Below are 12955 nucleotides of genomic sequence, written 5' to 3'. Positions count from 1 at the left end.
TTTACATTACCATTTTTCGCTTAAAAATCGCAAGCAATCTGGCAAATAAGCTGCCCAAGCTTCTTCGTTGTGGACGGCACCGGAAACAACTTCCAAGGCAATATTGTCCAAATCAACCCCACCTGCTATCAATTGACGATAGTAAGTCAGAGAGGAATTGATATAAGATTGCTTGATATTGCCAGCCATCAGCGTTTTATCTGTATCATCTGCTTCTTCTGTTCCAACGTAGATATAAACACGTTGGTCCTTATCCAAGGCTTGACGCTCAATATAGCGGTCAAAAGCTTCTTGATGGAGCCAGTTAGCTGATGAAAATACACCTAGACAGCCGATTTGGTCCTGATAGGCTAGCCCCATAAACTGAGTGATGTTGCCACCTAGTGACGAGCCAATCATAGCAGTATGGATTTTATCGGACTTGGTTCGATAGGTTTGGTCTATAAAAGGTTTGACCACATCCATGACAAATTCGGCATATAAAGTACCCTTGCCACCAAACTGAATTCCAGGAATGCCCATCTCGCTAAACTTCCAGGCAGCGTATTCGTGCATACGCTCAGCACCATCATTGTCAATGGCCACAATAATCATCTTTGCAATATCGGGATTTCGCTTGATAGTTGGAATGACTTTCCAAGAATGCCCTGAAAAAGCTTCCTTACTGTAGAGTACATTTTGCCCATCGTGGAAATAAACAACGGGATATGTCTCTTCTGTATTTTCAGCATATCCTTTTGGCAATAAAACACGGACACGGCGTTTTCTAGCAGTAAAGGGCACTTCCAATTCGTGCGTTTTCATATCTAGATAAAAGTAAGACTTGTTCATAGACATCTCTTTCTAAACAGTGTTTTTAGTATTATACCATAGATTTTCTGAAATATTCAGAAAATTTAGTTTTTTTATTTCATTATTCTTATTTTCCGAACAATTTTTGCTCAGTTTTTAAGCGTTCCTCGTAGACTCGACGGTAACGTTCCAGTTCTTTCAGTTCACGATTGGTCATATTTTCAAATATAGCCAATTCAATCCTGTCCTTATCACGCCGCCAGGTCGCAACCAGTCGTCCCTTGTAGAAAACAACGGGTTTGACAATGCCTGTCAGCGTATATATCTGGCGGATAAACTTGGGATCAAAGAAAGGATTGGCTTTCTTTTCATAACCTAGCAAAAGTTGGTCTAAACCTGCCACGAAGAGGCAATCAGGCAATTCAGCTTCTTCTAATTCTCCCAGATAAAAACGTTCTTCTCCTGCTACCTCAACGATTTTTAGGTCTAATTGTTTCATCCAATTTTGGACTGTAGATTTATTTTCCTTAAAGTAATAACGAGCATCCGCTAAACTGACTGGCCCAAAACCTGCAAAATACCGCCGTGCGATTTCCAGCTCTGCTTTTTCCCGCGAAAGTGACTGAAAGTCTGTCAGGCGATGAAAACGTTTGGCACCGTACTCTTGATAGACTTCTCCACGCTCGACCATGTAGCGAAAAAGGCCGCCCCAGGCATTAAAGACCAGCTTCTCCTCTTCCTGTGTCATCTTTTCCCCTCGGCAAAGGACCTTGAGATCCTCACGGGTCATGGGACCTTGTTCAAGAGCTTCTAAAATCAGCTGGTGATATTTCTGTTTGGTCTGCGGACTAAAACCGTCCCGCCCTTCTGTCTTGAGGTAATCGGTGCTGGCCAGCCGCCCCTCGTGGATATAGAGAGGAATTTCTGACTTGAGATAGGCATGAACCGTTCGCCGAATGGACCACTGGCGTGTCAGTTCCTCCTGCCAGCTGCCCTCATGAAAATCCTCCGCTGTCATACGGTTACGAAATCCGACATGAACATAGGGCTGAAACTGAGCCTGCAAGCCGTTGAGGTTTTGGCAGATTCTCTGGGCAGACTGGGGTTTCAACAAACCTTGTTTCTGCAGAATAATTCCCTTCCAAGTATCGTGATTCATTCGTTTCTCCTTCGTTTTTCTAACCCCAGTATAACACAAAAGACACCCGAAGGTGTCTGATGATAGTCTAAATATCTTAGTAGCCCAAAAACTCTTCCAAGTCTTTGAGGGAACGCTCTGCTATTGCCTCATAACGCTCCTTCTTGTCGCGGATCCGCGGTCCGTCTAGCTCCTTAATGATGCCAAAGTTGACATTCATAGGCTGGAAGTGCTTGCTTTCCGTGTGGGTGATGTAGAATGGCAGAGCCCCGATAGCTGTGGTCTGTGGGAAGATGACTGGTTCTTCGCCACGGAAACGGCGAACAGCATTGATACCGGCCACTAAGCCAGAGGCGGCAGACTCAACATAGCCTTCTACTCCTGTCATTTGACCTGCAAAGAAAAGATTTGGATTTTTCTTGGTCGCAAAGGTCTGTTCCAATAAGTTTGGCGAATCCATGTAGGAATTGCGGTGCATAACACCGTAACGGACAAACTCAGCATTTTCAAGCCCTGGAATCATCTGGAAGACCCGCTTCTGCTCGCCCCACTTAAGGTGAGTCTGGAAGCCAACAATATTGTAAAGGCTACCTGCTGCGTTATCCTGACGGAGCTGGACAACTGCGTAAGGTGTCTTATATTCACCGTCACGAGGTCCCTTGTAATCTTCTGGATATTCCAGACCAACTGGCTTCATTGGACCATATAACATGGTTTTTATACCACGTTTGGCCATAACCTCGATAGGCATACAACCTTCAAAATATTTTTCTTTTTCAAAGGAATTAAGCGGCGCCTCTTCGGCTGAAATCAAGGCCTCATAGAAAGCGGTGAACTGCTCCTTGTTCATAGGAGCATTGAGATAGGCAGCTTCTCCCTTGTCATACCGGGACTTGAGATAGACTAAATCCATGTTAATGGTCGAACTATCCACAATTGGTGCTGCCGCATCGTAGAAGTAAAAACCGTCGCCACCATTGAGCGCGTGAATCTTCTCCGCCAGGGCGTCGGATGTCAAAGGTCCCGTCGCAATAACTGTAATGGCATCTTCTGGAATCTCTGTAATCTCACCGCGAATGACCTCAATCAGTGGATGGTTGTGAATCTCATCTGTGACTGCTTGGGAGAAATTCTCGCGGTCCATGGCCATGGCCCCCCCAGCAGGCACACGGTGGGCCTCTCCGGCACGCATGATAATGGAATCCAAACGACGCATCTCTTCCTTAAGAAGGCCGACAGCGTTGGTTAAACTATCGCCACGGAAAGAGTTGGAACAGACCAACTCTGCGAACTTGTCGGTCTTGTGCTGGGGTGTTGGTTTGACACCACGCATCTCGTAGAGTTTGACAGGAATGCCACGTTTGGCAATCTGATAAGCAGCTTCTGAGCCAGCCAAGCCAGCTCCGATAACGTTAATGTGGGTTTGAGACATGAAACTAATACCTCTAGCCAGAAGACTGGCTACTGATTGGGAATGACCCAAAACAGAACCTTTCTAAATTTTAATACCTATCCAGTATATCAGAAAATGACGTGAAAATACAAAAACTACTCTCATAATATGAAAGTAGAATTATTTATTTACATAATATGTTTTATGCATATTCTTTACTGTTCTATCGCTTATTTACAATAGCTCCGCTATATCTCCAACAACCTCAAAATTCCAACCAAGTCTCCTATAAGAGTCGATTTCTTCCTGACTATACGGGAAAGTATTCAGCAAAATGGAATCCATTCCCAATTCATGAGCAATAGCTATATCGGATGTCAAATCATTACCAACCATAACCGTTTCCTCAACATCAAGATTATTTTCCTCTAAAACCAGTTGAAGAAATGCTGGTTCAGGCTTCTTCATCTTAAAGTCAGAAGAGATATAAATTTTTTCCATCAAATCCGCACAACCTGTCTGTTCAATTTCTGCCTGAGTAAAAATTCGTTGAGCATTAGAGAGAATAAATAATCGCACTTCTCTATCCTTTAATGTCTGTAGACTAGTTAGGGTATTTTCATAAGCCTCTAACTTTTCACGTGAAAGCACGCGGAAAATCGTGGCTACTACTTGCCCAAAAGTCTCTAAATCAGTCGGCTTATTGGTACTTTGGTTTTCATTTGGTGCATCCGTTAATAGGCGAATGAAGATTGTTTCTAAATCAATTTCGACATACTGATAACTCACTGTTTCCGCGAGAGAGCTCTCTGCCTCTTCTACAAAACGATGATAGGCATTTTTCAACTGGCGCGGTCGATAGGAACAACCAAAAGCATTGTAAATCTGTGTTAGCTGATTCCAGACCTCTAGTTTATTCTCATCTGTACGAATATCAACCAATGTACCATAAAAATCGAAGATATAGTTTTTGTAACTTTTCATGTCTTTCTCCTAATCTTTAGACATCATTTTTTATATTATACCCCACAACGAAAACGTTTGCAACAATAGAACGAAAAAACCTACCACATTAAGTGATAGGTTTTTATTTTGATTGGAAACTCTATTATTTAAGAGTAACTGAAGCGCCTGCTTCTTCCAATTTAGCTTTGATTTCTTCAGCTTCTGCAGTTGCAACGCCTTCTTTAACCATAGCTGGTGCACCGTCAACAAGCTCTTTAGCTTCTTTAAGACCAAGACCAGTGATTTCACGTACAACTTTGATAACGCCAACTTTTTTGTCGCCAGCAGATGTCAATTCAACGTCGAATGAGTCTTTAGCTTCTTCAGCAGGACCAGCTGCAGCAACAGCTACAGGAGCAGCCGCAGTTACACCAAATTCTTCTTCGATAGCTTTAACAAGGTCGTTAAGCTCAAGGATAGTAGCTTCTTTAATTTCAGCAATAATGTTTTCAATGTTCAATGCCATTGTGATTTTCCTCCAATTTAGGTTTTTAAATAGTTTGTAGCACTAAGCAGCTACACTCTGACACATTAAGCAGCGTCTTCTTTTTCTGCAACAGCTTTGACAGCGTATGCAACGTTGCGAACTGGCGCTTGAAGTACAGAAAGCAACATAGAAAGCATGCCTTCGCGGTTTGGCAATGTAGCAAGTGCTTCGATTTCTTCTTTAGAAGAAACTTTACCTTCTACAGCTCCACCTTTGATTTCAAGAGCATCAGCAGTTTTCGCGAAATCGTAAATTGTTTTAGCTGGGGCTACTGCATCGTTTGAAAATGCAACTGCAGATGGACCTACAAACAATTCTGCAAGACCTTCAAGACCAGCTTGCTCAGCAGCACGACGCAAGATTGAGTTTTTGATAACTTTGTACTCAACTTCTGCACCACGCAAGTTACGACGAAGAACTGTATCTTGTTCTACTGTCAAACCACGAGCGTCTACAACAACGATAGATGTTGCAGCTTTCATTTGCTCAGCAACGGCATTTACTAATTCCGCTTTTTTAGCGATAATAGCTTCACTCATTTTTTTACCTCCGTTTTTATTTTGGGCTAGGCACAAAAAAATCGCACCTAAACCTAGACACGAAAGTACAAATACGTTTATCTCAATAATCGTTTTGTGCCTCGGTAGGATGTTTACGAGTCTAGCTCCCCTACTGTCTTAGGTCAGTTTTTTCAAACCTCAATAATCATAACACAGTATTTCATAGAATGCAAGACTTTTCTCTTATTTTTTTAAAAAAATTACCAAACTTTGAAAAACAACTGCCATTCCCATGAGAATAGCAGTCTTATCTTATTTAATTTTATCTTCCTCGTAGTCACCATTTGGACAGACAACTTGTTTACCACCACCACGAACTTTTTTCTCAACGAGATAGTGGTCACATTTTGGACAGGAACGTCCGACAGGTTTATCCCATGAGGTAAATTCACACTCTGGATAACGGTCACAACCATAGAAAAGGCGATTTCGTTTACTCTTACGCTCAATGACCTGACCTTGTTGACACACGGGACAAGTCACGCCGATCTCCTTGGTAATTTGTTTGGTGTTGCGGCAATCAGGGAAATTGCTACATGCGTAGAATTTTCCAAAACGACCAAGTTTAATAACCATTTCGTGTCCACAAACTTCACAATCAAAACCAGCTGGTTCATCTTTGATTTGGATTTTCTCCATTTGGTCTTCAGCTTTAGAAAGTTCCACTTTAAAGGGTTGATAGAAACCATCGATAACCTTCTGCCACTGCTCTTTACCTACTTCGACATCGTCCAATTTCTGTTCCATATCGGCTGTAAACTTAACATTAACGATATCAGGGAAAAATTCAACAATGAGTTTGTTGACAATCTCACCAAGCTCAGTTGGTTCAAAGCGCTTAGCAGCAAGTTTGACATAATAACGTTTTTGAATGGTTTCAATGGTTGGAGCATAGGTTGACGGACGCCCTACACCATTTTCTTCCAAGGTCTTAATCAAAGTAGCTTCAGAATAGCGAGCTGGTGGCTGCGTGAAATGTTGTTCAGGATTTGTTGATGTGCGTACAACTGTATCACCTTGCTCCATATCTGGCAACATTTTATTCTTGTCAGAATCATTATAGACTGCCATGTAACCATCAAATTTAACTTGGCTACCATTGGCAGCAAAAATCACTCCATTTTGACCGAGGCGAACGCTCATGGTATCAAAGACCGCTGCAGCCATCTGGCTAGCCACAAAACGATTCCAAATCAAAGTATACAGACGAAGTTGGTCCTTATCCAGATACTTGGCAATGGATTCCGGTGTCAATTGAACATTTGAAGGGCGAATGGCTTCGTGGGCATCTTGGGCACCAGTCGCATTCTTGACCTTGCTACCGTGTTTGGAATACTTTTCTCCAAAACGTTCTGTGATAAACTCCGCTGCCTGTGCTTGTGCAACAGGGCTAATACGGGTCGAATCCGTACGCATATAAGTAATCAAACCTTGTGTACCACCGGTACCAAGACTAACCCCTTCATAGAGCTGTTGGGCAACCATCATGGTCTTACGGGTACGGAAATTGATTTTGTTAGCCGCATCCATCTGCATGGTCGAGGTTGTATAAGGAAGTGGTGCATTGCGTTTACGTTCCTTACGCTCTACCTGTTCGACCAAGAAATCATCGCTATTTAAACGAGCCAGAATCTCCTTGACCTGTTCATTGTTTTCAACCTTGACTTTTTTTCCATCTAAGCCATAAAAGCTGGCTTGGAATTTCTTAGTACCCTTTTTAAAGCTGGCATCGATAGTCCAATATTCCTCTGGCTTGAAATTATTGATTTCATTTTCACGGTCAATGATGAGCTTGAGGGCAACGGATTGTACTCGCCCTGCAGACAAGCCCTTTTTGACTTTTTTCCATAGAATTGGCGAAATCGAATATCCAACGATACGGTCTAAAACACGACGAGCCTGCTGGGCATCGACCAAGTCATGATTGATGGCACGTGGTTCCTTGAAGGCATTTTTAACGGCATCCTTAGTGATTTCGTTGAAAACAACCCGGTTTTTATCTTTTTCATCTAGTCCCAAGATATGAGCCAAATGCCAAGAAATCGCTTCTCCTTCACGGTCCGGGTCACTTGCCAGAAAGACTTGTTTGGCATTTTTGGCCTCTTTCTTCAAGGAATTGATAAGCGGACCTTTTCCGCGGATATTGATATACTCAGGTGCGTAGTTGTTTTCGAAGTCAATGGACATACTGGATTTTTTCAAATCACGGATATGACCTACTGAAGCAACAACTCGGTAGTTTTTACCAAGATACTTCTCAATAGTTTTGGCCTTGGCAGGAGACTCCACTATGACAAGATTCTTCTTGGTTGTCGTTTTTTTCTTAGTAACTGATTTCGTAGCCATTCTTATACCTTACAATTATTTTTAACCTCACAAAGAATATACTATTTTTTAATCAGTGTCAAGATTTTTATTTTTTCTATAGGAAAACTTATTTTATAATTGATAGTCCGAAAGGATGTCCAAGCCCGATGTAATGCACTTTGCCCCCTCCTGAATCAAATGATGACAGCCATCTGATTTTCCATCCAGAATCGAACCTGGAATGGCATAAACTTCTCTTCCTCCTTCCAAGGCACGTTCGCAGGTAATCAAGCTACCAGACCGCATTTTAGCTTCGCAGACTACCAATCCTTCTACCAAACCAGCTATAATGCGATTGCGTTCTGGAAAATGGTATTTGAGAGGGTCTGCACCTGGTTCGTATTCAGTCAAAACTAAATGGTGTTTTCCGATGTAGGTCTGTAATTCTCTATTTTCTTTCGGATAAATCTTATCCAAACCTGTTCCAATAACAGCAATGGTTCGTCCACCATTTTTCAAACTGGCGATGTGGGCAGCCGTATCAATTCCTCTTGCTAGACCACTAACAATGACAAAACGATTGCTCAATTCCTTGATAATTTTCTGGACAGACTGAATACCATTTTTGCTAGCATTTCGAGTACCAACAACTGCCAGCTTGGATTTTTCCAGCAATTCTAAATCCCCTTGATAAAACAAAAGTACAGGTGGATTGTAAATCTGTTTGAGCGCCAAAGGATAGATGTCATCTAAAATTGAAAATGATGGATACTTATTAAATTCCTCGCGACAGGCTTTTGTATCTAGATTCTTATAATTTTCCATAAATAGCACTGGATTTTTACATTCAGACACTACAGCGACATTTCGCAAGGTCAATTTTTTACCATGTAAATCTTGATAGGCCAAAACTTTATTAATATTAAGATTGGTCAGACCTGCTTTTTTCCATTTAAACAATTCAAAATTATTCATTTTCTTCACCTCACCTAGTCTATTCGCAAGGCAAAGAAAAAAATTCTCCCGAAGAAGAATTATTTTTGAGGTATTTCTTTGATAACACGCGCAGGATTGCCCGCTAAAACGACATTATCACCAAAAGACTTGGTCACAACTGAACCAGCACCAACAACGACATTGTCGCCCAAGGTCACACCAGGTAAGATTGTCGCACCACCACCAGCCCAAAAATTATCACCAATGGTAATTGGAGCCCCGTATTCCAAGCCAGAATTCCGTTCATCAGGATCTAGTGGATGAAGTGGAGTTAGCAACTGTACATTTGGACCAAGCATGGCATTTTTGCCAATGGTGATGGGACAAACATCCAACATGGTACAGTTGAAATTAGCGTAAAAATCCTCACCAACATGAATATTACTACCGTAGTCACAGTAGAAATTTGGCTCCATATAAATGCGTTGGCCTGTAGTTCCAAACCAGTTCTTCAATTGCTCCGAACGGGCTTGTCCATCTAGTTCTTCGTTAAATTTTTTCATCTGTTGGCGGGCAAAGGTTCGCATCTCTCTCAATTCAGCATCTGCTGCCATATAAAATTGTCCAGCTATCATCTTTTCTCTTTCTGTCGACATACCCCTACTCCTATTTTTTTATGATTAAATTGATAGCTTGAGCAAGACGAGCTTCTTGTTCTTCAGGGTTTTCAGACGGATGAGCAATACAGTCTTGGACCTTCTGAGCAATGACCATTCCCATCATACTATTGATACTGGAACGAACAGCACTCAACTGAGTTACGATATCAATACATTCCTGATCTTCTTCAATCATTTTCTGAATGCCTCTGAGCTGACCTTCGGCCCGTTTCAAACGGTTTATCATCTTTTTCTTATCAGTATTCATACCCTATATGGTACTGCTTGAAGTGAAAAATGTCAATTTTTTACCTTGACATCTTTCCGATTCCTTGATATATTTTAGATACCCCTTAGGGTATAAAGGAGTAACAATGTTTAAACAATTATTTTCAGGAATGTTTTCAAATACTGACAGTCTTCCGATAACTGATGTAGAACAAGCATTAAAATCTACGAATGCTGTTTTGCTAGATGTTCGCGAAGTCGACGAATTTGCTAGTAGTCATATTCCACAAGCCATCAACCATCCCTTAAGTCAACTTGACCAATTTAAAGGTGACAAAACCAAGAACTATCTTATCATCTGTCAATCTGGCATGCGTAGCCAACGGGCGACAGAATATCTAAAATCTCAAGGCTATCAAGCAATCAACATTAAAGGCGGTATGAATGCCTGGACAGGAGGAATAGCATGAAAATAATTATTGTAGGTGGTGTCGCTGGCGGTATGTCAGCAGCTACTCGTCTGCGTCGTCTGAAGGAAGAGGCTGAAATCATTGTATTTGAAAAAGGACCTTATGTTTCCTTTGCCAACTGCGGTTTACCTTATTACATTTCTGGAGAAATAGCAGAGCATGATAGTTTATTGCTTCAAACGCCAGAAAGTTTGAAACAACGCTTCAATCTAGATGTCCGCCCCTTCCATGAAGTCATTAGTATCGATGCTGAGCAGCAAACTGTAACAGTCAAAACGCCTACTGGTGAGTTGATTGAAAGCTACGACAAACTTATCCTATCACCCGGCGCCAAACCTAGCATTCCAAATCTATCAGGTATTGAAGAAGCAAGCAATCTCTTTACTCTTCGGAACGTACCTGATTTGGACAAGATTATGGCCAAGTTAGACCAAATCAAGTCTGGTCATGCTGTGGTAATTGGTGCAGGATTTATCGGTCTAGAGATGGCTGAAAACTTAGCTTTAAAAGGCTTGAAGGTCACTCTTATCGAGCAAGCTCCCCATGTTTTGCCTACTTTTGACTTGGAAATGGCACGATATGTAGAAGCAGAGTTAACAAGTAAGGGGGTCAATGTTATCACTGGACAATCCGTAACTGCCTTTCATGAAAAGGGACAGGTTCTAGAATTGTCTAACGGACAAACCTTGTCATCTGATGTGACCATTCTCTCAGTCGGTGTTGCTCCTGATAGTCAACTGGCTAAAAATGCTGGAATTGAACTGGGTCTCCGTGGCGGTATTCTCGTAGACCAAAACTATCAGACCAATCAAGATAATATCTACGCCGTTGGTGATGCCATTGTAGTTAAACAAGAAATAACAGGACAGGATGCCTTGAATTCTCTGGCTTCTCCTGCCAACCGACAAGGCAGACAGGTAGCTGATGTCATTGCTGGACTTGATAGAAAAAACAAAGGTTCTATTGGAACAGCTATCGTTAAAGTCTTTGACCTAGCTGCCGCCTCAACAGGTTTAAGCGAACGTACTGTTCAAGAACTCGGCTATGAGCATGCCGTTATTCATACGACTGGAAAAGACCATGCAGGTTATTATCCTGGTGCGACTGATATTGTGCTGAAACTCATTTTCTCTCCAACTGACGGCAAAATTTTCGGTGCCCAGACAGTCGGTCAAAAGGGAGTAGATAAGCGAATTGATGTCCTTGCTACTGCTATCAAGGCTGGACTGACGATTTTTGATTTACCAGAGCTTGAATTGACTTACGCTCCGCCATTTGGTTCAGCCAAAGATCCTGTCAATATGATTGGATATGCTGCCATGAACATCGCAGAAGGTATCAGCCAAAATATCCAATGGCACCAGTTAGATGAGGAGCTAGCAAACGGTAAAATCTTGTTGGACGTCCGCAATCCTGGCGAAGTCGCAAAGGGACAGTTCAAAGAATTCATTCACATCCCTTTGGACCAATTGCGTGAGCGAATTGGAGAACTGGATACTTCAAAAGAATACATTGTCAGCTGCCATAGTGGGCTTCGTTCTTATATTGCCGAACGTATCTTAAAAGAAAAGGGGTTTACCGTTAAAAACCTAGACGGAGCCTATTCACTTTATAAGATGGCATTGCCTGAAAATATTATCCAACCATAAGCAACTAACCTTCTGTGATTTTGGGTCCAGAAGGTTTTTTCTTGACATTAAATATTGTATATCGTACAATCTAGTTATATATACTAGATATAAGAGAGTAAATAATTATGAAACAAGCCATCCCCTACTGGCATGAATTACCTGATTTAGATTTGTATTTGGACCAAGTTCTGCTCTATGTTAATCAAGTAGTCAATTCTCAGGCAAGCCTTGAACAGAATTGTTTATACTCAATGAAAATCAACAGTAGCCTAGGAAACGAAGCCGATGATAGAACTGGGGTTCATCAAGGCAAGTTGACAACGGATAATGTTGATTTTCGAAGAGTATTGACTGCCGCCATGATAAACAACTATGTCAAACACAAGCAGCTCGGAAAACCTGTTAAGAAAAAATATCAAAAACAGCAAGTGGCCCGCTTGATTGCCTTGACTATCTTAAAAAATGTCTTTTCCATTCAAGAAATCAGTCAGACCTTACAACTTCTTCTCCAATCGAGTCATTCTGAAACACTCTACAATCATTTTGTTGACTGTATGCGAAACGAGGAAAATGAAGAAACACCAGAAATCATTCGCTATGCTTGTCAATCCGTCAAACTTTACTACAAAACCCGTCAACTCACTATGGAATTAGAAAGGAGTCACCATGAATCCTAGTTTGAAATTAAGTCTAAAACTTTCATTTGGTGAAGAAGTCGCAAATAGCGTCACTCATGCAGTGGGCGCCCTGCTTATGTTGGTCTTGCTTCCCATTACTGCTATTCATTCTTTTCAAGATTATAACGTGACAGCGGTGGTCGGCATGTCTATCTTTGTCATCAGCCTTTTCCTCATGTTCCTATCCTCTTCCATCTACCACTCCATGCCCTATGCTTCTACCCACAAGTACATCCTGAGGATTATTGACCATAGCATGATTTACATTGCCATCGCTGGAAGTTACACACCTGTTGCCCTTTCCTTGGTCGGTGGTTGGCTAGGTTATCTGATTGTAGGTTTGCAATGGGGATTGACTATTTTTGGTATACTCTATAAAATTTTTGCTAAAAAAATAAACGAAAAATTCAGCCTCTTCCTCTATCTTTTCATGGGCTGGTTGGTTGTTTTTATCTTGCCAGCCATTCTTCAAAAGACTGGGATGACATTCGGCATTCTCATGCTGGCTGGTGGCTTATCCTACACCATTGGCGCGCTCTTCTATGCTAAGAAAAAGCCTTATTTCCACATGATTTGGCATCTCTTTATCCTATTGGCTTCAGCACTGCAATACATCGCCATTGTCTATTTTATGCTATAAGAAAACAGCTTCTAGTCAACTAGAAGCTGTTT

At 41.6% G+C, this 12955-nt stretch carries 14 protein-coding genes and 1 other annotated feature; of the genes, 4 read left to right on the top strand and 10 right to left on the bottom strand.

Annotated elements, in window-relative coordinates; all coding sequences use genetic code 11:
- Nucleotides 1–6: 6 nt before the first annotated feature.
- From ACEE44_RS00660 to ACEE44_RS00615, 10 genes are all read right to left on the bottom strand, one after another.
- Complete coding sequence (locus ACEE44_RS00660; RefSeq protein WP_449170886.1) at nt 7–831, bottom strand: alpha/beta hydrolase; 825 nt, start codon at nt 829–831, stop codon at nt 7–9.
- 88 nt (nt 832–919) lie between these two features.
- Nucleotides 920–1951 carry a DNA glycosylase AlkZ-like family protein gene (locus ACEE44_RS00655; RefSeq protein WP_449170885.1) on the bottom strand — a complete coding sequence of 344 codons (1032 nt, stop codon included), beginning with the start codon at nt 1949–1951 and terminating at the stop codon, nt 920–922.
- A 76-nt stretch (nt 1952–2027) separates the two neighbouring features.
- The gene (trmFO, locus tag ACEE44_RS00650; RefSeq protein WP_074391120.1) at nt 2028–3362 is read right to left on the bottom strand and encodes a methylenetetrahydrofolate--tRNA-(uracil(54)-C(5))-methyltransferase (FADH(2)-oxidizing) TrmFO; all 1335 of its coding nucleotides are present in this window, start codon (nt 3360–3362) and stop codon (nt 2028–2030) included.
- A gap of 195 nt (nt 3363–3557) precedes the next feature.
- Nucleotides 3558–4307, bottom strand: a complete 750-nt coding sequence (locus ACEE44_RS00645; protein WP_011922420.1) for an HAD family hydrolase — start codon at nt 4305–4307, stop codon at nt 3558–3560.
- 124 nt (nt 4308–4431) lie between these two features.
- Nucleotides 4432–4794 carry a 50S ribosomal protein L7/L12 gene (gene rplL, locus ACEE44_RS00640; RefSeq protein WP_105108607.1) on the bottom strand — a complete coding sequence of 121 codons (363 nt, stop codon included), beginning with the start codon at nt 4792–4794 and terminating at the stop codon, nt 4432–4434.
- 65 nt (nt 4795–4859) lie between these two features.
- Entirely contained in the window at nt 4860–5354 is a 495-nt protein-coding gene (rplJ, locus tag ACEE44_RS00635; protein ID WP_002936486.1) for a 50S ribosomal protein L10, read from the bottom strand.
- A gap of 26 nt (nt 5355–5380) precedes the next feature.
- Nucleotides 5381–5515: a sequence feature (ribosomal protein L10 leader region), on the bottom strand.
- 112 nt (nt 5516–5627) lie between these two features.
- Nucleotides 5628–7721: a type I DNA topoisomerase gene (gene topA / locus ACEE44_RS00630; protein WP_449170884.1), complete on the bottom strand. Its 2094-nt coding sequence runs from the start codon at nt 7719–7721 to the stop codon at nt 5628–5630.
- 93 nt (nt 7722–7814) lie between these two features.
- Nucleotides 7815–8657: a DNA-processing protein DprA gene (gene dprA, locus ACEE44_RS00625; RefSeq protein WP_449170883.1), complete on the bottom strand. Its 843-nt coding sequence runs from the start codon at nt 8655–8657 to the stop codon at nt 7815–7817.
- Between the two features lie 59 nt (nt 8658–8716).
- A complete protein-coding gene (locus ACEE44_RS00620) occupies nt 8717–9274 on the bottom strand; it encodes a sugar O-acetyltransferase (protein ID WP_449170882.1) in 558 nt (185 codons plus the stop codon).
- Nucleotides 9275–9284: 10 nt separating this feature from the next.
- Nucleotides 9285–9545: a metal-sensitive transcriptional regulator gene (locus ACEE44_RS00615; RefSeq protein WP_023370330.1), complete on the bottom strand. Its 261-nt coding sequence runs from the start codon at nt 9543–9545 to the stop codon at nt 9285–9287.
- A gap of 106 nt (nt 9546–9651) precedes the next feature.
- Here ACEE44_RS00615 and ACEE44_RS00610 point away from each other — a divergent pair, with 106 nt between their 5' ends.
- The 4 genes from ACEE44_RS00610 to trhA all read left to right on the top strand — a co-directional run bounded on the left by ACEE44_RS00610 (nt 9652) and on the right by trhA (nt 12923).
- The gene (locus ACEE44_RS00610; RefSeq protein ID WP_449170881.1) at nt 9652–9975 is read left to right on the top strand and encodes a rhodanese-like domain-containing protein; all 324 of its coding nucleotides are present in this window, start codon (nt 9652–9654) and stop codon (nt 9973–9975) included.
- Nucleotides 9972–11624 (top strand): FAD-dependent oxidoreductase, encoded by a 1653-nt coding sequence (locus ACEE44_RS00605; RefSeq protein ID WP_449170880.1) that lies wholly within the window; start codon nt 9972–9974, stop codon nt 11622–11624. Before ACEE44_RS00610 ends, ACEE44_RS00605 begins: the two co-directional genes overlap by 4 nt.
- A gap of 107 nt (nt 11625–11731) precedes the next feature.
- The gene (locus tag ACEE44_RS00600) at nt 11732–12283 is read left to right on the top strand and encodes a DUF1836 domain-containing protein (RefSeq protein ID WP_449170879.1); all 552 of its coding nucleotides are present in this window, start codon (nt 11732–11734) and stop codon (nt 12281–12283) included.
- Nucleotides 12273–12923 (top strand): PAQR family membrane homeostasis protein TrhA, encoded by a 651-nt coding sequence (gene trhA, locus ACEE44_RS00595; RefSeq protein WP_449170878.1) that lies wholly within the window; start codon nt 12273–12275, stop codon nt 12921–12923. Before ACEE44_RS00600 ends, trhA begins: the two co-directional genes overlap by 11 nt.
- Nucleotides 12924–12955 lie beyond the last annotated feature (32 nt).

The organism is Streptococcus sp. 32226D021BW (genome assembly GCF_053545015.1).
This window is presented reverse-complemented; position numbering and strand designations above follow the sequence as displayed.

Bases quoted from the DNA above. Each gene is read 5' to 3' on its own strand.
- trmFO (WP_074391120.1), bottom strand. From the start codon at position 3,362: ATGTCTCAAACCCACATTAACGTTATCGGAGCTGGCTTGGCTGGCTCA.
- topA (WP_449170884.1), bottom strand. From the start codon at position 7,721: ATGGCTACGAAATCAGTTACTAAGAAAAAAACGACAACCAAGAAGAAT.
- ACEE44_RS00645 (WP_011922420.1), bottom strand. From the start codon at position 4,307: ATGAAAAGTTACAAAAACTATATCTTCGATTTTTATGGTACATTGGTT.
- ACEE44_RS00660 (WP_449170886.1), bottom strand. From the start codon at position 831: ATGAACAAGTCTTACTTTTATCTAGATATGAAAACGCACGAATTGGAA.
- ACEE44_RS00615 (WP_023370330.1), bottom strand. From the start codon at position 9,545: ATGAATACTGATAAGAAAAAGATGATAAACCGTTTGAAACGGGCCGAA.
- ACEE44_RS00605 (WP_449170880.1), top strand. From the start codon at position 9,972: ATGAAAATAATTATTGTAGGTGGTGTCGCTGGCGGTATGTCAGCAGCT.
- rplJ (WP_002936486.1), bottom strand. From the start codon at position 5,354: ATGAGTGAAGCTATTATCGCTAAAAAAGCGGAATTAGTAAATGCCGTT.
- rplL (WP_105108607.1), bottom strand. From the start codon at position 4,794: ATGGCATTGAACATTGAAAACATTATTGCTGAAATTAAAGAAGCTACT.
- ACEE44_RS00610 (WP_449170881.1), top strand. From the start codon at position 9,652: ATGTTTAAACAATTATTTTCAGGAATGTTTTCAAATACTGACAGTCTT.
- ACEE44_RS00600 (WP_449170879.1), top strand. From the start codon at position 11,732: ATGAAACAAGCCATCCCCTACTGGCATGAATTACCTGATTTAGATTTG.
- dprA (WP_449170883.1), bottom strand. From the start codon at position 8,657: ATGAATAATTTTGAATTGTTTAAATGGAAAAAAGCAGGTCTGACCAAT.
- ACEE44_RS00620 (WP_449170882.1), bottom strand. From the start codon at position 9,274: ATGTCGACAGAAAGAGAAAAGATGATAGCTGGACAATTTTATATGGCA.
- trhA (WP_449170878.1), top strand. From the start codon at position 12,273: ATGAATCCTAGTTTGAAATTAAGTCTAAAACTTTCATTTGGTGAAGAA.
- ACEE44_RS00655 (WP_449170885.1), bottom strand. From the start codon at position 1,951: ATGAATCACGATACTTGGAAGGGAATTATTCTGCAGAAACAAGGTTTG.